26 protein-coding genes are annotated in these 25,448 nt (G+C 61.4%); 7 read left to right on the top strand and 19 right to left on the bottom strand.

Features of this window, described 5'->3' with window-relative positions:
• Positions 1-59: 59 nt before the first annotated feature.
• Positions 60-740 (top strand): glutathione S-transferase N-terminal domain-containing protein, encoded by a 681-nt coding sequence (locus VOI35_RS06275; protein ID WP_407275215.1) that lies wholly within the window; start codon positions 60-62, stop codon positions 738-740.
• Positions 741-784: 44 nt separating this feature from the next.
• On the opposite strand, the gene VOI35_RS06270 is transcribed toward VOI35_RS06275, so the two are convergent.
• The 19 genes from VOI35_RS06270 to VOI35_RS06180 form a co-directional block, all read right to left on the bottom strand.
• Complete coding sequence (locus tag VOI35_RS06270; RefSeq protein ID WP_407275214.1) at positions 785-1,351, bottom strand: hypothetical protein; 567 nt, start codon at positions 1,349-1,351, stop codon at positions 785-787.
• Complete coding sequence (locus tag VOI35_RS06265; protein WP_407275213.1) at positions 1,348-2,034, bottom strand: HAD-IA family hydrolase; 687 nt, start codon at positions 2,032-2,034, stop codon at positions 1,348-1,350. Before VOI35_RS06265 ends, VOI35_RS06270 begins: the two co-directional genes overlap by 4 nt.
• On the bottom strand, positions 2,021-2,737 hold the full coding sequence (gene ubiG / locus VOI35_RS06260) for a bifunctional 2-polyprenyl-6-hydroxyphenol methylase/3-demethylubiquinol 3-O-methyltransferase UbiG (RefSeq protein WP_407275212.1): 717 nt from the start codon (positions 2,735-2,737) through the stop codon (positions 2,021-2,023). Before ubiG ends, VOI35_RS06265 begins: the two co-directional genes overlap by 14 nt.
• Positions 2,738-2,771: 34 nt before the next feature.
• On the bottom strand, positions 2,772-3,104 hold the full coding sequence (mnhG, locus tag VOI35_RS06255) for a monovalent cation/H(+) antiporter subunit G (protein WP_407275211.1): 333 nt from the start codon (positions 3,102-3,104) through the stop codon (positions 2,772-2,774).
• On the bottom strand, positions 3,097-3,411 hold the full coding sequence (locus VOI35_RS06250) for a K+/H+ antiporter subunit F (protein WP_407275210.1): 315 nt from the start codon (positions 3,409-3,411) through the stop codon (positions 3,097-3,099). The genes mnhG and VOI35_RS06250 overlap by 8 nt, the downstream gene beginning before the upstream one ends.
• Complete coding sequence (locus tag VOI35_RS06245; RefSeq protein ID WP_407275209.1) at positions 3,408-3,923, bottom strand: Na+/H+ antiporter subunit E; 516 nt, start codon at positions 3,921-3,923, stop codon at positions 3,408-3,410. Before VOI35_RS06245 ends, VOI35_RS06250 begins: the two co-directional genes overlap by 4 nt.
• Positions 3,924-3,928: 5 nt before the next feature.
• Positions 3,929-5,482 (bottom strand): monovalent cation/H+ antiporter subunit D, encoded by a 1,554-nt coding sequence (locus VOI35_RS06240; RefSeq protein ID WP_407275208.1) that lies wholly within the window; start codon positions 5,480-5,482, stop codon positions 3,929-3,931.
• A complete protein-coding gene (locus VOI35_RS06235; protein ID WP_407276806.1) occupies positions 5,479-5,820 on the bottom strand; it encodes a Na+/H+ antiporter subunit C in 342 nt (113 codons plus the stop codon). Before VOI35_RS06235 ends, VOI35_RS06240 begins: the two co-directional genes overlap by 4 nt.
• Complete coding sequence (locus tag VOI35_RS06230; RefSeq protein WP_407275207.1) at positions 5,820-8,612, bottom strand: monovalent cation/H+ antiporter subunit A; 2,793 nt, start codon at positions 8,610-8,612, stop codon at positions 5,820-5,822. Before VOI35_RS06230 ends, VOI35_RS06235 begins: the two co-directional genes overlap by 1 nt.
• A 203-nt stretch (positions 8,613-8,815) precedes the next feature.
• Positions 8,816-9,661, bottom strand: coding sequence for a symmetrical bis(5'-nucleosyl)-tetraphosphatase (locus tag VOI35_RS06225; RefSeq protein ID WP_407275206.1), 846 nt, complete (start codon positions 9,659-9,661; stop codon positions 8,816-8,818).
• Between the two features lie 16 nt (positions 9,662-9,677).
• Positions 9,678-10,295, bottom strand: coding sequence for a class I SAM-dependent methyltransferase (locus tag VOI35_RS06220; protein ID WP_407275205.1), 618 nt, complete (start codon positions 10,293-10,295; stop codon positions 9,678-9,680).
• Between the two features lie 10 nt (positions 10,296-10,305).
• A complete protein-coding gene (gene apaG, locus VOI35_RS06215) occupies positions 10,306-10,710 on the bottom strand; it encodes a Co2+/Mg2+ efflux protein ApaG (RefSeq protein WP_407275204.1) in 405 nt (134 codons plus the stop codon).
• On the bottom strand, positions 10,707-11,426 hold the full coding sequence (gene pgl, locus VOI35_RS06210) for a 6-phosphogluconolactonase (RefSeq protein ID WP_407275203.1): 720 nt from the start codon (positions 11,424-11,426) through the stop codon (positions 10,707-10,709). The genes apaG and pgl overlap by 4 nt, the downstream gene beginning before the upstream one ends.
• 151 nt (positions 11,427-11,577) lie before the next feature.
• A complete protein-coding gene (locus tag VOI35_RS06205) occupies positions 11,578-12,000 on the bottom strand; it encodes a hypothetical protein (RefSeq protein ID WP_407275202.1) in 423 nt (140 codons plus the stop codon).
• A gap of 132 nt (positions 12,001-12,132) precedes the next feature.
• Positions 12,133-12,945, bottom strand: a complete 813-nt coding sequence (rsmA, locus tag VOI35_RS06200) for a 16S rRNA (adenine(1518)-N(6)/adenine(1519)-N(6))-dimethyltransferase RsmA (RefSeq protein WP_407275201.1) — start codon at positions 12,943-12,945, stop codon at positions 12,133-12,135.
• Entirely contained in the window at positions 12,942-13,931 is a 990-nt protein-coding gene (pdxA, locus tag VOI35_RS06195) for a 4-hydroxythreonine-4-phosphate dehydrogenase PdxA (RefSeq protein WP_407275200.1), read from the bottom strand. The genes rsmA and pdxA overlap by 4 nt, the downstream gene beginning before the upstream one ends.
• Positions 13,928-15,301 carry a peptidylprolyl isomerase gene (locus VOI35_RS06190; RefSeq protein WP_407275199.1) on the bottom strand — a complete coding sequence of 458 codons (1,374 nt, stop codon included), beginning with the start codon at positions 15,299-15,301 and terminating at the stop codon, positions 13,928-13,930. The genes pdxA and VOI35_RS06190 overlap by 4 nt, the downstream gene beginning before the upstream one ends.
• Before the next feature lie 38 nt (positions 15,302-15,339).
• Entirely contained in the window at positions 15,340-17,643 is a 2,304-nt protein-coding gene (locus VOI35_RS06185; RefSeq protein WP_407275198.1) for an LPS-assembly protein LptD, read from the bottom strand.
• Complete coding sequence (locus VOI35_RS06180; protein ID WP_407275197.1) at positions 17,636-18,289, bottom strand: adenylate kinase; 654 nt, start codon at positions 18,287-18,289, stop codon at positions 17,636-17,638. The genes VOI35_RS06185 and VOI35_RS06180 overlap by 8 nt, the downstream gene beginning before the upstream one ends.
• A gap of 171 nt (positions 18,290-18,460) precedes the next feature.
• Between VOI35_RS06180 and ppa the strand changes: the two genes are divergently transcribed.
• The 6 genes from ppa to VOI35_RS06150 all read left to right on the top strand — a co-directional run bounded on the left by ppa (position 18,461) and on the right by VOI35_RS06150 (position 25,269).
• Entirely contained in the window at positions 18,461-18,988 is a 528-nt protein-coding gene (gene ppa / locus VOI35_RS06175) for an inorganic diphosphatase (protein ID WP_407275196.1), read from the top strand.
• A gap of 64 nt (positions 18,989-19,052) precedes the next feature.
• The gene (gene mrdA / locus VOI35_RS06170) at positions 19,053-20,894 is read left to right on the top strand and encodes a penicillin-binding protein 2 (protein ID WP_407275195.1); all 1,842 of its coding nucleotides are present in this window, start codon (positions 19,053-19,055) and stop codon (positions 20,892-20,894) included.
• A gap of 58 nt (positions 20,895-20,952) precedes the next feature.
• Positions 20,953-22,086: a rod shape-determining protein RodA gene (gene rodA / locus VOI35_RS06165; protein WP_407276805.1), complete on the top strand. Its 1,134-nt coding sequence runs from the start codon at positions 20,953-20,955 to the stop codon at positions 22,084-22,086.
• On the top strand, positions 22,083-23,147 hold the full coding sequence (mltB, locus tag VOI35_RS06160; protein ID WP_407275194.1) for a lytic murein transglycosylase B: 1,065 nt from the start codon (positions 22,083-22,085) through the stop codon (positions 23,145-23,147). The genes rodA and mltB overlap by 4 nt, the downstream gene beginning before the upstream one ends.
• Positions 23,144-24,022, top strand: a complete 879-nt coding sequence (locus VOI35_RS06155; protein ID WP_407275193.1) for a septal ring lytic transglycosylase RlpA family protein — start codon at positions 23,144-23,146, stop codon at positions 24,020-24,022. Before mltB ends, VOI35_RS06155 begins: the two co-directional genes overlap by 4 nt.
• On the top strand, positions 24,022-25,269 hold the full coding sequence (locus VOI35_RS06150; protein ID WP_407275192.1) for a D-alanyl-D-alanine carboxypeptidase family protein: 1,248 nt from the start codon (positions 24,022-24,024) through the stop codon (positions 25,267-25,269). The genes VOI35_RS06155 and VOI35_RS06150 overlap by 1 nt, the downstream gene beginning before the upstream one ends.
• The last annotated feature ends 179 nt before the right edge of the window (positions 25,270-25,448 follow it).

Here is a 25,448-nt window from a genome sequence, read left to right as displayed (position 1 = left end):
CCTGCAGCCTGTCGATTACAATGACCGGGTTGGCCATCTTGTGCGGAGGAACCTGGCTCATGTTGACGCTCTATCAGTTCGAATCTTGCCCTTTTTGCTGGAAAGTCAAGGCATTGCTGCACTATGCCAAAATCCCTTATCGGATCATCGAGGTCAATCCAATGACCTCGGAAGAACTCAAGCCGCTCGGCTTGAAGCAGGTGCCGGTGCTGGTCGATGACGGCGAGGTGATCAAAGAATCCTCGGTCATCGTGGACTATCTCAATGAACGCTACGCGAAGCTGCCGGTCACGGAGGACGCGGCGCAGTGGCGGACTTGGGTGGATCAGCAATTGGTGTTTTTGCTGCCGCCCATCATCCACAAAAATTTCCTGACTTCCTGGAAAACCTTTGGCCGGGTGTTGCGTACTTCCGGTTTCTCGCCGATCAAGCGCTGTTTCGTGCGTTTGGGCGGCGCGGTGGCGATGTCGCGCTCGGCGCCCAAAAAGGCGCAGGCGCGGGGGATTAGCGATGCGCCCGCCGCCTTGCAGGCTGCGATCCGCCATTGGGTGGATCAGGGGCTGGCGGGGCGGGCATTCCATGGTAGGGATGCGCCGGATCTTGCCGACCTGGCCGTGTTCGCGGTGCTGCGCGCTACCGATGGTTTGGTCACGATTCAGCTCGCGGAGGCCGCAAGCCCCGGATTTGCCCCTTGGTATGCGGCGATGAAGACCCGCACGCCGAGTTCAGCGTCTAGTTAACAGGCCGTTGAAAAACTCTTTTCATCAGCCTGTTAAACCCGCGTTCAGCGCCGTTTGCTGAGTACGCGCCAAGCGATGCGGGCGGCGGCGGTTAGTCGGGCCCAGAAGGATGCCGGGAACGCCCCGGTATAAGCCAGCGCCGGGTCGAGTTGCAGGCGGCGCAATACCTGTTCGGTGCGGGCAATGCACAGGCGGAACCGTGCGCCCCGCAGCCAGGGTTTGCCGAGCGGTGCGGCGGCTTGCAGCAGGTTTCGGCAGCGGCGCAGTTGAAATTCGGTGTAGCGTCGCCAGAGAAAATCCACCCGGCGTTGGGCGAAGTGCTCCGGGGTGATGCCGTAGTCGCGGCATTCATCCCCACTCAGGCGGGGAATTCTTCCTGCGGCGATGTCCGTTCCTGCGCTCAGAAAGCCATCGAGTAGCCACAGCGCTGTAATCAGGCCATCGATCTGGGCGCGCTGAGCGGGATCGGCCGGGCGGGGGCGCGGCCGGAAGTGCTCGATTTGCGCCCGCGCTTCGGTCATCAAATCTGCAAAGCCCGGCGGCGTGCCGGTGAGGGGCGCGCCATGCGCCGGTACGCGCCAGGGCAGAAAGCGCAATACGGCGAGGGTCATGCGGCGGGTTCCAGAAAAATCAGCGAACGCAGGTCGGCGGGGTGATCGGCGATGGCGCCAGCCTGCCAGTCCTCGATCGGGCGTTCGCCATCGAGATACCCCCAGCGCGCGGCGATGGCGGGCATCTCGGCGGCGCGGCTGGCTTCGATGTCCCGTTCGTGATCGCCGACATAGGCAATCGCCGCAGCCGGTAGCTGGAGCCGTTGCGCTGCGTGCAGGAGTTGATCCGGGAAGGGTTTGCGCCGGGGCAGATCATCGCCGGAAACCACGACGGCGGGCGCCATGCCGAGCTCGTGCAAGAGCTGGCGGGTGAGGAATCCCGGTTTATTGGTGACGATGCCCCAGGGCAGCCCGCGCTGTTCGAGCTGATCGAGCACGCCATGCAGTTCGTCGAACAGCCGGGTTTCGCTGGCAAGATCCTGCCGGTAAAGCTGGAGAAAGCGGTCGCGCAGAATCTCGAAACCGGTCTCGCCGGGTCGAAGGTTGAAACCGAGTTCCAGCAAGCCGCGGGCGCCATTGGAGACCTGAGGGCGGATCAGGGCAAACGGCAACGGCGGGCGATTGCATTCCAGCCGCAGCCGGTTGAGCGCCTGCGCCATATCGGGCGCGGTGTCGAGCAGGGTGCCGTCCAGATCGAACAGTACGGCGCGCAGCGGTTGGCTGGGGCGGTTAATCCAGGGCACGGCGGCAGGCCATCAGGTAGTTCACCGCCAGATCGCGGGGGTTGAGCGCGTATTGGCGGGTGAGTGGGTTGTAGGTGATGCCGGTGACTGCGACCGGGGTGAGTCCGGCTGCGCGTGCCATCTGGGCGAGTTCGGCGGGGGTGATGAACCGGCGGTGGTCGTGGGTACCGCGTGGGACGAGTTTGAACAGGTATTCCGCCGCGACGATGCCGAACAGCCAGGATTTCGGGTTGCGGTTGAGCGTCGATAAAAACACCCAGCCGCCGGGGGCGACGGTCTTGCCGAGCGCGGCGACGATGCGCTCGGGCTCATCGACATGTTCGAGCATTTCCATGCAACTCACCACGGGAAATTCGCCCGCGTGTTCCTCGGCGAATTCGAGGATGTCCGCCAAGCGGTAATCGATGCACAGCCCCTGTTCTTCGGCATGGGCACGGGCCGCGGTGAGCGCATCGGCGGCGAGATCGAGCGCAGTCACTTCGGCACCGGCCGCAGCCAGCGCCTCGCTCAAAATCCCCCCGCCGCAGCCGACATCCAGCGCCCGCTCGCCGGCGAGTGCAGTGTGGGATTGAATGAAGGACAGACGCAGCGGATTGATGGCATGCAATGCGGCGAAAGCACCGTGCTCATCCCACCATTGATCGGATAACTGGTTGAATTTGATCAGTTCATCGGCGCGGGCGCTGGTGTGGGACATGGGCATGGCAGAGATTCCGGCGCAATCGGGTGCGCAGATGTTAGCAGGGTCGATCCGAATCCGTATCCTCGGTTGCCGGGGGCTTGCGGCCACGGGCGGCGCTCGCGATCAGCAGGGCGCTGATCGGCGCGGTGAGCCACAGAAACACAATGATCAGCCACTCATAGACGACGAGCCGATGTTCGCTCCAGGAAAACCACAAGGCCGAGGCCAGTAGGAGCGCGGTCAGCCCCAGCGTGGCCGCCTTGGTCGGCGCGTGCAGGCGCATGTGCAGATTGGGCAGTTTGAGCAGGCCGAAGGAACCCAGCAGGACGAAACCGCTGCCGATCAGGATCAACAGGGCGATCAGCCCGGAGAGCAAGAACTCAGTCATGGCGTGGCACGGAAGTGGGCGGGGATTCGTGATCGCTCGGTTCGATGACCCGCTGGCGCAGGCTGAACTGACTCAGGGCGACGGTGCTGATGAACCCCAGAACCGCCAGGAGCAGGGCGGCGACGAGGTATAACGCATTGCCGACCCACAGGCTGAACAGCACGATCAGGGCAATCGCATTGAGGGAGAGGGTGTCGAGCGCGAGGATGCGATCGGGGAGCGTCGGCCCGCGCCAGAGCCGGAGCAGCGAAAACAGCAGCGCCAGACCAACCAGGGCAAGGCCGATGGCTAGGGCGAGGGCGATCATGCCGTCTCTCCGGCGACTGGTTCGAAGATGGCGCGCAGGCGGTCCTCATAGCGGGTTTTCAGCGTGTGGATGTCAGCGGCCGGATCTGGGCTATGCAGGGCATGCACGCGCAGGGATCGGCCATCGGCGGATAATTCGCAAGACACCGTGCCGGGTGTGAGGGTGATCGTGCTGGCAAACAGGCTGATGACCAGCGGGTGTTGCGCGCTCAGCGGAATGTCGAGGAAGGCGGGTTGCAGCGCGGCGACCGGCCCCAGGACTTGCCGGGCGACAGTGAGGTTGGCGCGCAGGATGTCCCACAGAAGCAAGCCCCCGTAGGCAAGCAGGCGGGGGAAATGGCGAATCCGCAGCGGGGGTTGTTCGAACCGGGGCATCCAGCCGGTGATCAGGGCGCTGATGAGCCCGCCCAGCAGCAGTTGCCCTGGGGCAAGACTGTTACTCAGCACCAGCCAGGTCAGCCACAGCATCAGCCACCAGCCGGAGCGTTCGCGGAGCCTGTGAAAAAATCCCATGATTTTCATGGTGATATACCGGGTTTATGCGGAAAATCTGTGAGCGTGAGCACCGTCTGCACATAGATTCGGCTGTCACGGAATTGTTGGCTGGTGTGCGCCAGCGATTGGGTGATGGAACCGGCCAAAACGACCCAGATGAGCATCAGCACGAGCGGGAGGCTCAAGGCAAACCAGTCGGCGCGAGGCAGCGGCTTGCTGGGCTGGGGGGTGCCGCTGTGGTGATAAAACAGTGCAGAACCGCTGCGCGCCAGCGCCATGACCAGCACCAGACTGCTAAGGAGCAGTGTGGCGAGAATGGCGGGGGCGAGCGGTTGATGCAGTGCTGCTTTGAGAATCAACGCCTTGCCTAAAAATCCGCTGAATGGGGGCAATCCCGCGAGCGCCACCGCGTAGAGGAAAAACAGGATGGCCAGCGGCGCAAATGGCTGCGGGCTGCCGGTTGCCGCCCAGCCATCTTGACCCCGGGCGCGCACGAGGGCATCAGCCAACAGAAAAAATCCGGCAGTGAGCCAGGTGCTTTGCAGCCAGTAATACAACGCGCCGGTCAGTGCCTCGGCGCTGTTGAGCCCCAGCGCGATCATCAGCGTGCCGACCGAACTCAGCACGAGATAAGCGATTTGCCGTCGCAGCGAATCCGCCGCCCACACGCCGAGGCTTGCCATGATCAGGGTGATGAGCCCCAGCCAAAGCCACCAAGGCGCCAAGAGTGATTGCAGACCCGGCGGCGCCGTATCCGCCGCGAACAGAGTGCCGTGGATGCGGAGCATGGCGTATAGCCCGACCTTGGTCATGATGGCGAACAACGCCGCCACCGGCGCCGAGGTCTCGGCATAGGTTGCCGGTAGCCAGAGATAGAGCGGGAACGCGGCGGCCTTGATGGCGAAAACGATGAACAGCATCAGGCTGGCGGCCGCAATCAGCGGATAGTTTTCGACCGGCGCGGTGCTGATTTTCTGCGCCATATCCGCGAGATTGAGGGTGCCTAAAACGCCATAAAGCGCGCCCACCGCGAACAGAAACAGGGTCGAACCGACCAGGTTGATGACAAGGTAGTGCAGCCCGGCCTTGGCGCGCGCCGCGCCGCCGCCATGCAGCATCAGGCCGTAGGAGGCTAGCAGCAGGACTTCAAAAAACACGAACAGGTTGAACACATCGCCGGTGAGGAAAGCCCCATTCAGACCAAAGAGTTCGGCCTGAAACAACGCATGAAAATGCGCCCCTTGCCCATCGATGCGGTGGCTCGTGGCGTAGATGAGGCTGATGAGCGCCACCGTGGCGGTGAGCAGCAGCATCAAGCCGCTGAGCCGGTCATACACCCAGACGATGCCGAACGGCGCGGGCCAGTCGCCCAAGGGATACACCACGCTCGTGCTGCTGGCTTGGCTGAACCACAAGGCGATGAGCACCAAAAACAGCCCCGCGAGACTGATGCCGCTGATCAGCCGTTGCATCCCCAGCCAAGCGCGCGGCAGTGCGATCAGCAGGGTCGCCGTCAACACTGGCAACAGCACGGGCACCGCGAGCAGGGCGTGCAGGTTGGGAATGGACAGCGTCATCGGGGTTCGCCTCGGTCGTCGTCGCGGCCATTGACGCCATCCCCGCCGAGGGTGTGCCGGGTGAACAGAGCCAGCACGATCACAAACGCGGTCATGGCGAAGGCGATGACAATCGCCGTCAAGACCAGCGCCTGCGGCAGCGGGTCGGTATAGGCACCGTTCGCACCCAGTACGGGCGCCGCGTTGGTGTTGAGCCGCCCCATGCCGAACAAAAACAGGTTCACCGCATAGGAAAGCAGCGTCAATCCCAGCACGACCGGAAAAGTTTGCGCGCGCAGGATTAAATAGATCCCAGCGGCGGTCAGGCTACCGATCAGCCCGGCGAACAGCCAACTCATCATGAGTTCCCCCGGGCGGTTGGGGTTTCCGGGATGGCGGCCAGTCGCGTCAACATCATCATCGTGGCGCCGAGTACCACGAAAAATACCCCGAAATCGAACACCATTGCGCTGGCCAACTCAATTTCGCCGATCAGGGGGAGGTGCCAATGCCCGAAGGTCGAGGTGAGGAAGGGGCGCTGAAACAGCAGCGCAGCGAGCCCGGTCATGAGGGCGAGACCCAGTCCGAGTGATAGGGCGCCCTGCGTCGATAAGGGGAGCCAACGGGCGCTTTTTTGTGCGCCAAAGCCCAAATACACGAGCAGCAGCGCGGCTGCGGCGACCAGGCCGGCAATGAAGCCGCCACCGGGGGCATTGTGTCCGCGCAGCAGTAAAAAGACGGCAAATAGGATCGTGAGCGGGAACAGAATCGGCAAGAAGCTCTGGAACAGCGGTGCCTGCGCCAGACGCAAAGCCTGGGGATGACCGGCGGGTTTGGGTACCGTCAAATGTTCGAGAAGGGCGAATACGGAGAGCGCGGCCAGCGCCAGTACGCTGATTTCGCCGAAGGTGTCGTAGCCCCGGAAATCGACCAGAATGACATTCACCACATTGTGTCCGCCGCCACCGCTCAAGCTGTTGGCGAGAAAATACGCCGCGATGGTCTCGGTCTGCCGCGTCATGATCGCGCCGGTCAACAGGGTGATGCCGCCGCCGATGCCGAGTGCCAGCAGCCCATCGCGCAGGCGGCGGGGCAGGGGCTCGGCATGACTTTGGGCGGGTAAATGCCGCAAGGCCAGCAACATCAGCACCATGGTGATCGCCTCGACCGAAAGCTGGGTCAAGGCCAGATCGGGGGCGGAGAACCGTAAAAACAACAGGGAAACGCCGAGCCCGAGCGCGGCCACCCACAACAGGGCAATCAGCCGCGCACGGTGAACGATGACCACGATCAGGCTAATGCCCATCAAGCCAATCATGCCGAGCGCGGTCAGCCAGTCGGTGGCGGGCGCGGGTGCCGTGCCGATGAGTGGCGCAGTAAAGCGCACGAATCCCAGCCCGGTCGCGAACACCGCGCTCAGCAGGGTGGCGAGCAGCATCGGTTGCAGGCGTCCCTGATCGATCCGCACCGTGAGCTGCGCCGCGCCGGATTCGAGCGCGTGGTGCAGCCGCCAGAAAATCCGAGCCGCTGACAGTCGGCCGAGCAGCTGATCATGCCCGCGTTGCAGCGGGCGGCGCAGTCGGTAGAAGAGTATCCCGCCGACGATGGCGGCGGCGCTCATGCCGAGCGGCGCATTCCAGCCGTGCCAGAGCGCGAGACTAAAGGCCGGGGCAGGTGCCTGCAGCAGCGCAGCAACCGCGCCGGAGAGCAGGCCGCCGATCAGCACCGTCGGCAACAGACCGAGTGCGAGGCACAAGGCAACCAGCAGATCGATCGGCAGGCGCATGGCGCGGGGCGGTTCATGCGGCTGGGTCGGTAAATCCGGGGAGGGGGCGCCGAAAAAAGTCCCCAGCACGAATTTCAGGGCATAGGCGACCGACCAGGCGCCGCCGATGGTCACCAGCACCGGCAGTAACCAGGCCGAGCCGAGCGCGCGGGCATGATCCACCGCCGCACCGAAAAACAGCTCCTTGCTGATAAATCCATTCAGCAGCGGCACGCCCGCCATGGCCGCGGCGGCGACAACGGCCAGCGTGGCAGTGTGCGGCATGAACCGCGCGAGCCCGCCCAGGCGGCGTAAATCGCGGGTGCCGGTTTCGTGATCGACAATCCCGGCGACCATGAACAGCGAGGCTTTGAAGGTCGCGTGATTGATCAAATGAAACACGGCCGCGACGGCGGCCAGCGGCGTGCCAAACCCCAGCAGCAGCGTGATCAGCCCGAGATGGCTTAGCGTCGAATAGGCCAGCAACCCTTTCAAATCCTGCTGGAATTGTGCGGTATAAGCCCCCAGAAGAAAGGTGATCAGCCCCGCACCGCCGACCAGAGCAAACCACCATTCATTGGGAGAAAACACCGGGAACAGGCGCATCAGCAGAAAAATGCCCGCCTTGACCATCGTGGCCGAATGCAGATAGGCCGAAACCGGCGTGGGCGCGGCCATCGCGTTGGGCAGCCAGAAGTGAAAAGGAAACTGGGCGGATTTGCTCAAGGCACCGAGCAGAATCAGGATCAGGCTCGGGGTAAACCAGGGGCTGGCTTGGATTCGGGGGGCGGCGGCGAGCACGGCGGAGAGCTCATAGCTTCCGGCCACCTGCCCCAGCAGCAGCACCCCACCGAACAGCGCCAGCCCACCCATGCCGGTGATGGTCAGCGCCATTCGGGCTCCGGCGCGGGCTTCCTGCCGGTGTTGCCAGAAACTGATCAGCAAAAAGGAAGTGAGAGAAGTCAGCTCCCAGAACATCACCAGCAACAGCAGATTTTCGGACAGTACGATGCCGAGCATCGCCCCCATGAACAGCAGCAGACTGGTGAAGAAACGCCCGGCGTGATCGCCCGCGCCGAGATAGTAGCGGGCATACAGCACGATCAACCCGCCCATGGCCAAGATCAAACCGGCAAAGAGCAGGGAGAGGCCATCGAGCCGAAGAGCGAGCGTCAGCCCCAGCGCGGGCAACCAGGGAATCTGGACGATCGATGCGCCGGGCAGATCGGCCGCCGTGGCCGCCAGCGCCAGCAGAACCAGCCCGATCACACTGCTGCCGCCGGCCACCCAGGCAGGCGCGGATGGCCGCGTCAACCCCAGTACGGCGGTCAGCAGCGCGGCAACAAACGGCAGGGCAATGAGGGCAAATAGGCAGTTCAGCATCATGGAGTCAGCGCGGTGGCGCGGGCGGGTATTCGCGGAACGCGCGAAAAGTCCTGCGGCAACTTATCACGGAACTGGGGTGAGGAAAACCGGCAGCCGGGGCGACGACGGGTGGATGCCCCTCCATTGGGGCAGGGGTTTCTTGGCGGGCTTGTCGTCACCCCGTCAATCCTGGTCTGGATCAATAAACGATTATTATCAAGTGTTTAGGCATCTTGGCTCAGCAGTTGGCGGTAACAGGGGCAATCGACCTGAAACACGCTGGCCGGGCGGGTGTCGAGCTTGAGGGCAGTGAGTTGCCGACCCCAGAGACAGCCTTGATCGATGCACCAGGTTTTGTTGCGGTCCCGTGCCTCGCCCAGCGCCGACCAGTGGCCAAACACGATGCGTTCGTTGCGGCTGCGGCGTTGCGGTAGCGCAAACCAGGGGATGAGTTCATCCCCCACTTCGGCTGCCGGTCGCTTTTCCTTGAGGTTCATCTGCCCATCTGCCGTGCAATAGCGCATGCGGGTCAGCCCGTTGATGGTGTACCGCAGTTTGAGTGATTTGCTTAACTTTTCATCCCAGTGGGGCGGGTTTTCGCCGAACATCGCCGCAAAAAATGGGTAAGGATCGGCCTGGCGCAGCGCTTTTTGGGCGCGTTTGCCCTGATCGAGCGCGGTGGCCAAGTCCCAATCGGGCGGAATGCCGGCATGCACGAGAGTCCAGCCCAGCGTGGCATCGTGATGGATCAGCGGGCGGTGGCGCAGCCAGTCGAGCAGCTCATCCCGATCGGGTGCCGCGAGAATTTCATCGAAGGTGTCGCCGGGTTTGGTGGGGCGATCGGTGAAGGCGCAGGCGAGCAGGAACAGATCGTGATTGCCGAGCACGGTGATGGCTTTCTCGCCGAGATCCCGAACAAAGCGGAGCGCGTCGAGTGACTGGGGGCCGCGGTTGACGAGATCGCCCACGAACCAGAGCTGATCCACCGATGGGTCGTACTGAATCTGGTCGAGAAGGGATTTCAAGGGATCCAGGCAGCCCTGAAGATCACCGATTGCGTAGGTGGCCATGGCGGGGAAGTTCTCGTTAGTCGATGGATTTTTGCAGGGTTATGCCGCGAAACCAGCCACGGGCGAGCAGGGGCTCATCGCGCTGGCAGCAAAGTTCGGGGTGTGCGGCCAGTAACGGTTCGAATTCGACATTGGTGCGTGTGGCCAGGGCACCGAGCAAGGGGCTGAGCGCCCGCCGCACCGGTGCCGTCTGCCCCGGACGCAGGAATTTGTCGAAAATCAACAGGCGGCCACCGGGTTTGAGAATCCGGCTGGCCTCGGCCAGCACCCGTTCCGGCTGTGGCACCACGGCGAGAATCAAGTGCAGCAGAACGGTATCGCAACTGGCTGAGGCCAGCGGGAGCGTCATGGCATCGCCCTGTATGAGATCGAGCGGGAAGGGGCAGGCGTGCTGGCGGCGGGCAGCACGGTGCAGCATGGCGGGCGTGAGATCAATGCCGATGGCGTGCGCGGGGCGGCTGTGCTGGGCCAGCCAGTCGAGATCCAGCCCGCTGCCAATGCCGATCAACGCAAGGCGTTGATTGTCGAGCGAGCCCAGTTCTGCCAGATTGCGCGCGCGCGCCTGTTCGGTGGCCGGGCGCAGCAAAGCGTCATACAGCGGCGCCCAGAGGGTATAGGTGTGCTTCAGGCTCATGGGCGTCCGGTCATTGCAGCGGCCGCAGATGGGCGGGGGCGAGCAGGTGGAATAAGGGAATTGCCACCCGAAACGGCGTCCCCTGCGAATCGGTGAAGCCATAGTCGCCCCACATCTGTCCGGCGGGGGTTTCGATGATGGCACCCGAGCGGTAGCGGTGGGTTTCGTCGGGGCCGAGAACCGGTTGCTCGCCGACTACCCCCTCACCCCGGACTTCCTGCAGCGAGCCGTTGCCGTGGTCGATCAGCCAGTGCCGGTCGCGCAACTGCACCGTCGCGGCGCTGTGGTTGGTGATTTGAATTTCATAACCAAAGGCAAAGCGCTGGCGTTCCGGGTCACTGTGTTCGGCGACATACACGGCGCGCGGGATGACTTCGATGTGCGCAGCCAAAGGATGCGGCGCTGCCGGGGTCATTGTCCGCTTCCTTCGGCACAAGCGCGATCAATAAACCAGTCGGTGACCCGTGCCCGGCTCAGCCGCGCCACGGGCAAATCAGAATCGGGTTGGCCGGAAGCGGTGAAAGCCGCATGTTTGCTGGCACCAGACACCAGAAACAGCACCCGCCGGGCGGCTTCGAAGACCGGGAAGGTCAGGGTGAGGCGTTCGGTCTGCAGCCGTTCGACCGGGTTGACGACGACCGTCTTGCTGCGTTCATCCAGTGCGGGCGTTCCGGGGAACAGCGAGGCGAAATGGCCATCATCGCCCATGCCGTTCAGAATCAAATCGAATACCGGCACCCCGTTCGGTGCCGCGAATTCCGCCAACAGGGCGGCATAGCGCGCGGCTTCCGCCGTTGGGGAAAGAGGCGGCGCACTCACCATCGGAAAAACCTGCGCCGGGTCGATCGACAATGGCGTGAAGAGATGCGTCTTGGCCAGACGAAAGTTACTGTCCGGGTGATCCTGCGGCACGCTGCGTTCATCGCCGAAATAAAACCGCACACGCGACCAAGGCAGCGCCTGCGGGCGGCGCGCCAGTTCGGCGTAGAGCGCCGCCGGGGTACTCCCGCCCGAAAGCGCGATTCGGGCAATTCCCTGAAGTTCGATCGCAGCGGACAACACGCTGGACACGGCATCGGCACAGGCACTCATCAGCTCGGTCGGCGTGGCAAAACAATGAACTTGGCGCACGGGTGAATCCTTGAAAAACGATTGAGACGAGTTTAGCAGTCGTTTTAATTCGCGGTGAATCCATTGGGAGGCTGGTTGCCGTGCGGGCGCACCTAGGGATGACTAGCACTGCAGTTGGGAGACGCTCCGTCGGAGGGTTTGACCAAGAGTTTTAGCTGATAGGCGTAGCATTCTTTGATGCGATTCGTAGATGGAACTGGACGAGGTAAATCGCCAATAGAAAGCAAGGAGCTGTAAAAACCAGCCCCATGATTATGGCCTGAAGTGCCGACTGGCTGGGGGCGTAGTTATTTGCTGCTAGGGCAAAAGGCCAGAAAATTAACCCAAATGTCCCAGCGATCGAGCCCCATACCGGTATATAGGGCTGTACTGCTCTGTCTATGACCCAATTAATGCTCATGATGATGTGGATAACCCATGCAACAAGAATAGCAATGCCGACAATCGCTCCAAGTAAGGATTTTGTTCCCGAGGTGCCAATTAGAATGATCGAGAAAACAAGGCCGTAGAGTGATAACAGATAGCAAGTTACTACAACAAAAATACGGCGCAGGAATTTCATACTGGCTAACATGGATTCTCCATAACTAAATGATTTATTTGTTGATTGTGATGACGGGATCCCTCGCTTGGCTCAAATGCCAAATGCTCTTCGACTCTGGGAATACGCAGGCGCGCTCTACCTGTAATGCGCGTCCAGTCTTACTCAACGATGCCGTTGTCGCGCCAACCGCAGAAAGTCGTCGAGGTCGAGTGTTTCGGCGCGCCGGATCGGGTCGATGCCTGCGGCGAGGAGTTCGTCCGCCGTGCGTAAAGGTTTCAAGGTATTGCCGAGGGTTTTTCGTCGCTGGCTGAAGGCAAGGGTGACCAATTCATTGAAGGTCGGCCAGAGCGCGGGGGGCACCCGGGGTTCGAGGTGTGGGGTGAGCCGGACGATGGCGGAATCGACTTTGGGCGGTGGATTGAACGCCGTCGGCGGCACGATGAATAAGGGTTCCACGGCGGCTCGGGCCTGAACGGTGAGGGAGAGTCGGCCGTAGTCGCGGCTGCCGGGCTCAGCGGCCAGTCGATCAACGACTTCCTTTTGCAGCATGAAGGTCATGTCTTGAATGTGGGCGGCCTGATCGAGCAGATGAAAAATCAACGGGGTGCCGATGTTGTACGGCAGATTGCCGACGATGCGCTGGCGTTGTCCGTTCGGGGTCAGGCTCAGTTGCAGGGCATCTTCCGCGCGCACGGTGAGTTTTTCGGCCATGCCCGCCGCCTGGCAGCGGGTCTTGAGTTTGGGGATGAGGTCGCGGTCGAGTTCGACGACGGTCAAGGCCGGGAGATGTGGCAGCAGGGCACAGGTGAGGGCGCCAAGCCCGGGGCCGATTTCGAGCATGACATCGCTTTGCTTGGGGGCAATCGCGGAGACGATCTGCGCAATCACGCCCGCATCGGTCAGAAAGTTCTGTCCAAAGCGTTTGCGGGCACGATGCCCGTCTTCAATGCCAGTCTGCGTCGATGGCCGCGTCATGGGGTGGATGCCTGCTGCACGCGGTCGAGCGCGGTATGGATGGCTTCGATCAGTGAGCCACCCTCGGCACGGCCGGTGGCGGCAAGATCCAGCGCCGTGCCATGATCGACCGAGGTGCGAATGATCGGCAAGCCAAGCGTAACATTCACGGCCTGGCCGAAGCCTGCGTATTTCAGCACGGGCAAGCCTTGGTCGTGGTACATCGCAAGCACGGCATCGGCGCCGGCGAGGTGGCGGGGGGTAAACAGGGTGTCGGCCGGGAGCGGGCCAATCGCTTCGATGCCGCGCGCGCGGGCTTGTTCCAGCGCGGGGCCGATGCAGTCGAGTTCTTCACGGCCGAGATGGCCGGATTCGCCGGCGTGCGGATTCAGCCCGGCCACGAGAATCCGGGGTCTGGGTTTTTTGAGCCACTGGCCGAGCTCGGTATGCAGGGTATCCAGCACGCGGTGCAATACGGCGGGCGTGATGGCTGCGGGCACGGCCGCGAGCGGCAGGTGGGTGGTGGCCAGCGCGACGCGCAGGCTGCCTGCGGTGAGCATCATCACCGGATGGCCGCCTACCCGTTCGGCCAGGTATTCGGTATGGCCGCTGAATGCGATGCCCGCGTCGTTGATGATGCCTTTGTGTACCGGCGCGGTCACCAGCGCGGCGAACTCTCCGGCGCGGCAGCCGTCGGCGGCGCGATCCAGCAAGGCGAGCACTTGAGGGGCATTGCGGACATCCAGATGCCCAGGGCGCACCGTCGCGGCGGTGGGCATCGACAGCAACACGCATCGTCCAGCCTGAGCCGGACGCTTGGGATCGTAGTCCGGCCAGTCGAACGGTAAGCCCAGCGCCGTGGCGCGTTCGATGAAACTGGTGCGATCCCCGAGGATCACCAGCTCGGCGGCGAACGGGGAGGGATCCAGCGCCAGCAGCAGATCCGGGCCGATGCCCGCCGGTTCACCCGCCGTCAGGGCGAGGCGGGGAATGACGGCTTCGGTCATTGCGGCGTTTGATCGGCGTCGTTGATCTGGCCGGTCAGCCGGTTGTCGATATAGGCTTCTGCCCGTAAACGGCGGATGTAATTGACCAGATCTTCTTCGGCGCGGCGCTGCCCGATCGCCTGGCGCGCCTGCGCGCGCAGTGCAGCAGTGGACACGGCGACTTGCCGCGTTTTCAGCACTTCAAGGAAGTGATAGCCAAACTGGGTTTCGAACACGGGACTGACCGTGCCAACCGGGGTTTTTTCGAGCATGCTGGCAAATTCCGGCACCATGTCCGCTGGTTTGACCCAGCCGAGTTGCCCGCCATTCGCTGCCGAGCCTTTATCGTCGGAATATTTGGCAGCGATGCTGGCAAAGCTGGCTTTGCCGCTGACGACTTCCTGGCGCAGTTTTTCAGCGAGCGCCTTGGCGGCTTCGGCATTGCGCTGTGCATTGACTGCAATCAGCACATGCTCGGCGTCGTACTCCGTGACGGCGGACTGCTTGGCCTGTTCTTGGCGCTCGTCGAGCAGTTTGACGATATGAAAGCCGTTGGGGCTACGAATCAGCCCGCTAAACTGACCCGGTTTGAGTGATTCGATGGCGGTCATGAACAGCGAGGGGATGCGGGCGGCATCGCGCCAGCCGAGATCACCGCCCTGGACGGCGTTCGGCGCATCCGAGCGTTCCGCCGAGACTTTCTCGAACGGTTCACCCGCCTTGAGCGCCGCCAGCGCTGCGTCCGCCCGCGCCTTGGCGGCGGTGACCTGATCGGGTGAGGCGTTTTCCGGGACGCTGATCAAGATCTGGGCGACATGATATTCCGTGGTGTTGCCCGCCTGGTTGGCGTCATATTGCTTGAGGTAGTCATCGATATCGCGGTCGGAAATTTCCACCCGTTCATACACTTCGCGCTTTTTCAGTTCTTCGAGCACGATTTGTTTGCGAATTTCGTTGCGGTACTGATCCCAGGTTTCACCGCGCTGCTGCACCGCGGCTTGTAACCCGTTGATTGATAGACCATTCCGCTGGGCGATGCCATCGAGCGCGGCATCCAGTTCCGCATCGGAGACGCGGATCCCGAGTTGATCGGCGCGTTGCAGCTCGACCGATTCGGTAATCATGCGATCCAGCACCCGTTCTTCGAGTTGCTGGTAATCGGCGGGGCTGAGGTTGCGCGCATTGATCTGTGCGGCTACGCGCTGCACTTCGGCGTTCAGTTGCCGTTGGGTGATCGGCGTCTGGTTGACGACGGCGACGATTCGATCCAGTGGCTGGAGAGCCGCTTTCGGCTCGGCTGACCAGGCCAGTGGGGCGGCGGTCAATGCGGTCGCGGCACTGAAAGCCAGACAAGCGGCGGGGAGCAAACGGCGGGCGATGGGATGCAGCATCTTGGTTTCCGAATCAGGCAGATGTGATGGAGACGGGTTTAGGGATCATACCCCAGGATTTCTTCACGGAACCGGTTCTTGGCGCCGAACGCGCCCAATCCCTTGAGTTCCACTTCGAGCAAAATCGCGTTGGCGTAGTTGGGTGACGGGTTGGGTAGGGCGGTTTGGGGCGTGGTGACATAGCGTTTGAGCGCCACGCGCGCCGCCCAGCAGCAGGAGTCGTAGCCTACGCCAATCAGCGATTGCACGATTTGATGCTGTTCGAGGTCGTAGCCGAGGCGCCCCAGAACCTGCCAGTGCGGATCGGTTTGCCAGGCAAACGACACATCGGTTTGCCGGTAGCCGGCGGTGGTGTCGGTCGGTTTGGTGTAGTAGCTCAGGTTCGCGACGGTATTGGCGTCCGTCCGATAGCCCAGGCGGGTCTGGGTACGACCTAGCTGGCCGGTGGCGCTGTCGTATTCGGTGGTCACGCTGCCGTTCCAGTGGGTGTCGAGATCCGAATAGGCTTCGGCGACCACGGTGCTGCCGCCGGTGTCGATGAGGGGGGCAACCCGCACTTGGCTGAAGTTGTAGCGTTGTGCCAAGCGTAGCGAGAGGGGCATCGTGCCAGTCTGGGTGTCGATCAGCGACCAACTGGCGCCGTAGGTGAGGCTGTTGGCATCACTGATCCGATCCCCACCCGTGAAGCGGTTGTCGGTGAAGAGCTGGTTGTAGCTTAAGTTGGCAATGCCGGTATCGAACAGCGGGATGGCGGTTTGATCCCGATACGGGACATAGAGGTAATAGGCACGGGGCGTGAATTCGGCGAGATAGCGCCCTGTCGCACCATAACGGCGCTCAAAGTGCAGCTTGCCATCCAAGCTGCTGATCGGTAGCACGCGGTTGATTTGGTCTTGCGGGTCAGTTGCGCCGTAGAGTGGATCCGCAGTGCCTCGATCGAGCGAATACGCCGTCGCGTCCAACCGGATTTTCGGCGTGAAATCAAACCAGGATGCGCGGAATTGCCGGAACAGTGCCGGGGCGATATGCGCCCGGTCGCCGGTGGTCAAGGCGGGATCAGGGTGGGTGAACCGGGTCAGATCCGCTGGCAGGCTGAAGGTGGCCCAGCCGAGATCAAAGGATCGGCCAGCCGAGAGCCGGGGCAGAATGCGGTAGGGATACGCCGATTCCGGGATGGCGGGATTCACTGTTTGAAATTGCAGGGCGGAAAGCCCGAGTCCCCAGCCGCCCGCTGAGGCATTCAGGTTGAAGCTGCTGGCGAGGTTATCGGTGACGGCCTGATTCAGGTCGGTCGAAAAATCGCGGAAAAACTGCTGGTCGGACACGCGGTTGAGCGCGAAATTCCAGTTCACCCGATCATTGAGGGTGGTTTGGTCACTCAGCCCAAGCGACCAGCGTGATCTACCGGCCACCCGGTCGTTGGGCAGCCAGAACAGATCGGCCTGATCCCGGCCAATACCGCGTGCCCCGACCCGATGCAGATCACGGTATTGCGCGTTCAGCCCCAGCCCGCGCCGGGTGAACAGATGCGGGCTGATCGTGGCGTCCCGGTTCGGGGCGATGTTCCAGTAATACGGTTGGACATACTCCAGTCCGCCGGCTGTGCTGCTGCCAAAGGTGGGGTAGAGCAGGCCGGATTGTCGCCGGTTGTCGATGGGAAAATCGAAATACGGGAAATAGAACACGGGGATGCCGCCCGCATGCAGGACGGCATCGTGTGCCTGACCGCGTCCGGTTTCCCGGTTCAGATCAATCCGTGCGGCGGTGATGTCCCAGGCGCGATGTTCGGCCGGGCAGGTGGAGTAATCCGCCTGAAATAATTGGTATTGCCCTTCAGCGGTCTGGGTAACGCGCTGGGCCTGCCCGGTGGCGCGGCGGGTATTGAGCCAATAGCGGGCATCGCCCAGCTCGCCTTGATGCGCTTGCGGTTCCAGCCAGCCGCGGTCGGCCTGTAGGCTGAAGCTGGGCGTTTCGTACCACAGATCGCCGCTGCCGGTGATTTTCTCTACGGGCTGCTTCTGATAGGTGAGTTCCTGCCCGCTGATGCGATCGGCCGGGCGATCAATCTGGGCATTGCCGGTCAGCACAATCGCGCCATCTTTTTGATATTGCGCGTGATTTGCCGTGGCGTGGGTGGGTGTTTCGGGCGGTTCGACGCGCACGGCGGGTCGGCCGGTGCCAAAGGGCGGGCACAGCGCGCAGGCGCTCTCATCCTGAGTACAGGCGGCATCGGGCGACGGCTGGGAGGCCGCCGTGACCGCCAGGGGGACTAGCCCGGTCAGGAGGGAACACGCCCAGACCCAGCCGGTTCGCCGAGCCATGCGCCGGAGGATTTCAGACACCGCGCTGGCTCAAGACACGCTGGAACTGTGCCGTGATCGCCTCGATGGATTGCGTGCCATCGATGCGGTCGAGTTTGCCCTGCTGTTGGTAGAACTCGATCAGCGGTGCGGTTTGCTCTGTGAATACGGTCAGGCGCTGATTGACGGTTTTTTCGTTATCGTCATCGCGCGAGAACAATTCCCCGCCGCAGACATCACAGACGCCGGGTACCCGGCTCGGGTGCGTGTAGCGATTGAACACGGCACCGCATTGGCGGCAGGTTTGGCGCCCGGTCAGGCGCCGCATCAGATCCATGAACGGCACATCGAGCAAAATCGCTGCTTGCAGGGATTGGCCAATCTCCGCGAGCAGGGCATCCAGTGCGGCTGCTTGCGCGAGGTTGCGCGGGAAGCCGTCGAGAATGTAGCCCCGCGCGGTGTCAGGCTGGCTCAGCCGCTCCCGAATCATGCCGAGCACGATGTCATCGCTCACCAGTTGCCCGGCATCCATCGCGGATTTGGCGGCACGGCCAAGCGGTGTGCCTGCGCTTACGGCGGCGCGCAGCAAATCGCCGGTGGAAATTTGTACCACGCCGTATTGATCGACGAGTTTTTTGGCCTGAGTGCCTTTGCCGGAGCCGGGCGCGCCGAGGAGAACGATACGCATGAAAAATCCTGTCGTACTGAGGTCACGGAAACGGAAACCCCAGGCGGCGGGAACCGGCGGGGGCAAAACAAAGTCCGTATAATACGCAAAGTTTGCGGCGTCTGGCGGGTTGTTTGTCGGGTCTGTCGCAGCGTGTTTCGGGTCTTTTTTATTCGGTTTTTGGAGAAAATCATGGATTTGAAGAAAATCCCGGCAGGCAAGTCTGCGCCGGAAGATATTTTTGTCGTCATCGAAATTCCGGCTCAGGGTGCGCCGATCAAGTACGAGGTCGATAAAGATTCTGGCGCGTTGTTGGTCGATCGTTTCATGGCGACCGCGATGTTTTATCCCGCCAATTACGGTTTTGTGCCGAATACGCTGTCGGAAGACGGGGATCCGGTCGATGTGCTGGTGGTCACCCCGCATCCCTTGCAGCCGGGTTCGGTGATCCGCGCCCGTCCGGTGGGCATGCTGAGGATGACCGATGAATCGGGTGTGGATGCCAAGATCATTGCCGTGCCGCACAGCAAGCTCACCCCGCTGTATAACGAGGTGCAGGAAGTGACCGATCTGCCGGAGTTGCTGCGCGGTCAAATCAAGCATTTCTTCGAGCAATACAAAGCGCTGGAAGCGGGCAAATGGGTGCGGGTGGATGGTTGGGCCGATAAGGCCGCAGCCTGCGCCGAGATCAACGCCTCGATTGCCCGATTCACGGCTTGACCCTGAGGGAATCTTCGCTCGGCGGCGATAGAGCCTTCGGCTCGGTCGCCGCCCGTTCTTTTTCATGAGCACGCAATCACTACACGCGCGGGATTTGGGGCGGCGAATTTTTCGGCGCCGCGTGCTCTTGGCCGCGCTGATTACCTTGATCGTCTTTCTTGTGCTGATGTGGCGAGCCGCCTTTCTGCAGGTGGATCGACATCACCATTTTGCGGAACTGGCCGAAAAAAATCGCACGCGGATGCTGGTCATCCCGCCCGAGCGTGGGCGGATTTTCGATGATGGGGGCCGGGTGGTGGCCGACAATATCGCCACCTTTTCTGCGCAGATCGTGCCGGAAGATGTGACCAATCTGCACGAAGAGCTGTCGATTCTGCAAACGGTGCTGCAACTGGATGATGATACGGTCAAGGATCTGCGCGAGCGCATCCGCTTTGGTCGCTCGTTCGCTCCGCAACTGGTGAAATCCGATTTGACACCGCTGGAGATGGCCAAGCTCGCGCAGCTCAAACCTTGGCTGTCTGGGGTGTCCATCGAATCGACGCTCAAACGGGTGTATCCCTACCGGCAGCTCTTGGCGCATGTGGTCGGCTATGTCGGCCGGATCAATGCGGCGGATTTGAAACGCATCAATCCGGATGAGTACGAGGGGACGCAGTACATCGGAAAATCGGGGATCGAGCGTCAATATGAGGCCGAGCTGCACGGCGAGCCGGGCTATAAAGAAGTCGAGGTCGATGCGGTGGGGCGCGTGGTCAAGGTGCTCAAGGTGGTGCCGCCGACCCCCGGTGAGGATATTCATCTGACACTGGATGTGCCCTTGCAGGGGATTGCGGCGGCGGCCTTGGGGGGCTACAGCGGTGCCGTGGTGGCGGAGGATCCGAACACCGGCGCGATCAAGGCGATGGTGTCCCGCCCGAGTTTCGATCCGAATCTGTTTGTCGATGGCATCAGTCACAAAGACTATCAGGCGCTGCTGCAAGATCCGGAGCGTCCGTTGTTCGATCGGGCCATGACCGCGACCTATCCGCCGGGCTCGACCATCAAGCCGGTCATGGCGCTGGCCGGCTTGCAATATGGCTTTCTCGATCCGAACAAGAAATTCTTTGCCGGACCGTATTTCCAGATTCCGGGCGACAGCCATCACTATCGGGACTGGTTGCGCTGGGGGCATGGTTGGGTCAACCTGGACGACGCGATTACTCAGTCTTGTGATGTGTATTTTTATGATCTCGCCTTCCGCATGGGAATCGACAAAATGCATCGCTTTTTGACTGAGTTCGGCTTGGGTCAGCCGACGGGCATTGATCTGCCGGGGGAATCCTCGGGGTTGGTACCCTCCCCGGCGTGGAAGCGTAAAACCAAGAATCAGCCTTGGTATCCGGGAGAAACCGTGATCGCGGGCATCGGTCAGGGCTATATGCTGGCCACGGTGCTGCAATTGGCGCAAACCACTTCGATCATCGCGACCTCGGGCAAGCACATGCGCCCCTGGCTGGTGGCGAGCCATGAGAAGGCCGAAGCGCCGATCGAGCTCAAAAGCCCGCAATTCTGGGGCGATGTGCAAAAGGGGATGTACGATGTGGTCAATGGCGCCCGGGGCACCGCGCGAAAAATCGCCGCGCCTTATCTGATCGCGGGAAAAACTGGCACGGCGCAGGTGTTTACCGTTGCACAGAATGCGCGCTACATCGCCAAGGATTTGGCGAAAAAGCTGCATGATCACGCGGTATTTATCGGTTACGCCCCGTTCAAAGATCCGAAAATTGCCGTGGCGGTGCTGGCCGAACATGGCGGTTCGGGTTCCGGCACGGCCGCGCCGGTGGCGCGCCGGGTGATGGATTATTACCTCGGTTACCGTCCCGATCAGGCGGTGAAGGCGGAGTTTACGCAACATGGCGATTGAACCGGGTACTCGGCCGGATCGGCCAAAAATTCTGGCGCGCTTCTCCCGCGATCGGCCGATGGGGCACTCCGGCCATTGGCTGGAAGGCTGGCAACGGGGCTGGGCGGTGATTCGCCGCATCCATTACGATCCGGTATTGTTGTTTTTTTTGACCTTGATTGCGGCCATTGGTCTGATTGCGGGGTATTCGGCCTCCGATCAAAGTGTGCTCTGGGTGGAAAAAAGCGCGTTCCGGTTTGCCCTGGCTTTCCTGCTCATGTTGGCGGTGGCGCAGATTCCGCAACGATTTTTCTTTGCGATTGCGCCTTGGCTGTTCGTCGCCGTGGTGTTGATGCTGGTGGCGGTCGATCTGGTGGGCGATATTGGTAAAGGCGCCCGCCGCTGGCTGGATTTGGGGTTTATCCGGTTTCAACCAGCAGAGATCCTGAAGCTCGGCATGCCGATGATGCTGGCCTGGTTTTTATCGCACAGGCCATTGCCGCCGCGCTGGTTTGATGTGCTGATCGCCTTGATTCTGGTCGGGATTCCCACGGTGCTGATCGTGATGCAGCCGGATCTGGGGACGGCTATTTTGGTGATGATGGCCGGGTTGTTCGTCCTGTTCTTTGCCGGGCTGTCCTGGTGGTATGTGCTGGGCTTCGTGCTGGCCGTCTCGGCGGCAGCCCCGTTGATGTGGTTTTTCGTCATGCACGATTACCAAAAGGAGCGCGTGTTGACGCTGTTCAACCCAATGGCCGACCCCCTGGGCGCGGGCTATCACACCATTCAGTCGATGATTGCGATCGGTTCGGGCGGGGTGTGGGGCAAGGGCTGGTTGCAGGGCACGCAGTCGCATTTGAACTTTCTGCCAGAAGGCACCACCGATTTCATTTTGGCGGTTTATGCCGAAGAGTTCGGCCTGATGGGGTTGCTGCTGTTGTTCGGCCTGTATCTGGCGGTGATCTGGCGCGGTTTGTACATCGCCGCCTATGCGGAATCGGTGGCGGGTCGTCTGTTGGCGGCGGCGATTTCCATGACCTTTCTGGTTTATGTTTTCGTGAATGCCGGCATGGTGATCGGCGTGCTGCCGGTCGTGGGCGTGCCCTTGCCGCTGATGAGTTATGGAGGCACGGCACTGGTGACCATTATGATCGCCTTGGGTATGCTGATGAGCATTCAAACACAACGCAGTTTTTTAGGGCATGAGCGATGAGTCTTTCCGGGGTGCGGCGCTGGGTGATGGGGAGTGCGGTGGGATTGGTCGTGCTGGCGGGTTCTGCCTGCGCCGAGGTGCCCGCATCGACGAGTCCGGGGCAGTACGCGAGCCGTGCGGAGGTGAAAAGCTTCGCGGCTGAAACGGCCAAATCGACCGGAATTCCCCTCGCGCAAATCCAGCAATGGCTGAATGCCGCTGAGTATCAGCCCAGCATCATCGCGGCGATGAATCGCCCGGCAGAATCGAAAACCTGGGGGGAATACCGGCCGATTTTTCTGACCCAGAAACGCATCGATGCCGGGGTGGATTTCTGGAACGAACACGCGGCGGCGCTACAGCAAGCGGCGGATCGTTATCGGGTGGATCCGCAAATCATTGTGGCGATCGTGGGTGTGGAGACATTTTTCGGCCAGCGCATGGGGAATTATCGCCTGCTGGATGCGTTGGCCACGCTCGGTTTCGATTACCCCAAACGCGGGGCATTCTTTCGCGGCCAGCTCAAAGATTTGTTCGTGTTGGCGAACAAGGAGCACCTGGATCTGAGCGAAGCCAAAGGCAGCTATGCCGGTGCGATGGGGATGCCGCAGTTCATTCCCTCCAGTTATCTGGCATACGCGGTAGATGGCAATGGCGATGGCCGGGTTGATCTGTTTCACAGCGATGCCGATGTGTTCGCGAGTGTTGCCAATTATTTTGCCGAGCACGGCTGGGTCGATCATGCACCCGTGGCGTTTGAAGTCACGCTCGATGCCCGCCAACAGGCAGCGGTGGCCAGCCAGCTCAACACAGGCCGCGATCTCAAGCCCAAATGGACTGCCGGGGCGCTACGGCAACTGGGGGTCACCTTGCCCAAGGATTTATTCCTGCCGGATAACGAGAAACTGATGCTGTTTACGCTCACTGATGGCGACAAGGTCGCGTATTGGATTGGCTTGAACAATTTTTATGTGATCACCCGCTACAACTACAGCGTGTTGTACGCGATGGCCGTCTGGCAACTGGGTCAAGCCATTGCGGACGCCCGCCGGGCGCAGATGACCACCGGGCAACGCGAATGAGCCTCGTGGGGCGCAATAGCCGCTTGGCGGCGTTCTGGGCTTGGGGCGTAGTGGTTCTGGCGGGGTTGTTGGCCGGATGCTCTACCGGGCCGCGCCTGAATCCGAATGAGGCCGCCACAGCCGATGCCGTGCCGCGCTACGAGGCCCAGCCGGATCGGATCAACCCGCCGAGCTATACCGTCAATGGCCGGACTTATCATGTCCTGCAGAACAACACGGGTTATGACGAGCAAGGGGTCGCATCCTGGTATGGCCCGCAGTTTCACGGCAAAAAAACCGCGAGTGGCGAACGCTACGATATGTATGCGATGACGGCAGCGCATAAAACCCTGCGAATTCCCTGCTATGCCCGGGTGACCAATCTGGAAAATGGTGCGTCGGTGATCGTCAAGGTGAACGATCGCGGCCCCTTTGTGTCGAACCGGATCATTGATTTGTCTTATGCGGCGGCGCGCAAGATCGGCATGCTCGGGCGGGGCACGGCGATGGTGGATGTGCAGGCCATTACCGTAGGGCAGCCATTGCCGGCGCAACCGGTGATTACCGAACCGAATCCGCCGCCTAGCCCGGCAGTGCCGGTGCCTCTGGCTCCGCCTCCGTCAGTGGTGGCGGCGTTGCCGCAGCCGAAGCCGGTGCCGCGCGCGGCCTGGGGACAAGATGTCTATGTGCAGGTCGGCGCTTTCGGGGATGCCGGGCATGTTCAGGCGGTGCGGTTACGGCTGAATGCGGCGGGGATCACCGATGTGCGCCTTCTACCCTTTGGTAACCTGACGCGCGTGCGTGTCGGCCCGGTGCCCTCGCTGGAAGATTATGATCGACTGATGGATCAGTTACGCAGTATTGGCTTTGAAAACGCTCAGATGGTAGTGGAGTAATGAAAAAAAACGCGCTGTTCGCTGTCGCTTCCCGTTCAAAACGCCCGGTGGTTCATGCGGTGTTTTCTTGCGCCGTTTTATTGGGTGGCGCGCCGATGCTGGTGGTCGCGGATCCGGTCGCCATTCCGGCGAATCAGCCCGCGCCGGTGCCAAACCCAACCCCCGCCCCGATGGCGATGCCAACGCCCGGCGCGCCGGTGCTCTCTGCCCGTTCCTACATTCTGGTGGACGCGAATACCGGTCAAACCATCGTCGAAAAAAATGCCGACCAGCCGGTTCCGCCGGCCAGTATTACCAAACTGATGAATGCCTACCTCGTGTTCAGCGCATTGAAAGCGGGCGACATTCACTTAAACGACATGGTCACGATCAGCAAAAATGCTTGGCAGATGCAAGGCTCGAAAATGTTTATCGAGGTGGGCAAGCAGGTCAGTGTTGAAAATCTGTTGAAGGGCATGATTGTCCAATCGGGCAATGATGCCGCCACCGCCCTTGCCGAATATGTCGGTGGGAACCAGGCGAGTTTCGTGGCGCAAATGAATGCGATGGCACAGAAGCTCGGCATGAAAAACACCCACTACGAAGACCCGACCGGCTGGCCGGCGGATGGCCATGTCATGTCTGCGCGGGATATCAGCATTCTGTTCAACGATCTGGTGCGCCGTTTCCCGGAGTATTACCACGAGTTTTTCCGGCAGAAGGTCTTCACTTGGAATGGCATTACCCAATACAACCGGGAGAAGCTCTTATTCCGCGATAGTTGGGTTGATGGTGGGAAAACCGGCCATACGGAGGAAGCCGGTTACTGCCTGGCGACTTCCGGTATGCAAAACGGCATGCGTCTGATTGCCGTCGTCTTGGGCACCGAGAGTGATGACGCGCGTAACAACGAGGCGGAAGCGTTGCTCAATTATGGGTTCCGCTTCTTTGAGAATGTGCCGATTCGCAAAGCGGGTGAAGTGCTGGCCACGCCTGCGGTGTTCAAAGGGCAGGAAGACACAGTGCCCGTTGGTCTGACCAGTGATCTCGTCGCGCTGGTCAGTAAAACGGATGCCAAGAATGTGACGATTTCGATGACCATCAATCCCAAACTGATGGCGCCGATTGCGCTCAATCAACCGCTGGGGCAACTGATCGTCAAAGCGGGTAATAAAGTCCTGGCCGAACGCCCCATCGTGGCGCTGAAGGCCGTCCCGCAAGGAGGATTCTTCAAACGGATGGTCGATAGCGTCCGTTTGTGGTTCTAATCTCGGGGAAGTGCTGAATAAATCAGCGCTTCCTTAACGACCGTTGGTTCTTGCGGGCAGAATTCCAGGAGTGAACGGCAGCCGTGACAGGCTGCCTTTTTTGTTGTTGATCCTCGGATTCATCCACGGTGTGGGTTTGCCCGGCTTGAAAAATCACTGAACCATCCCAACCTTAAGCC

The sequence above is a fragment of the Halothiobacillus sp. DCM-1 genome (assembly GCF_045689735.1).
Taxonomy (GTDB): Bacteria; Pseudomonadota; Gammaproteobacteria; order Halothiobacillales; family Halothiobacillaceae; genus Halothiobacillus.
Note: the sequence above shows the minus strand (reverse complement) of the source record. Positions and strands in the feature narration are given on the sequence as shown.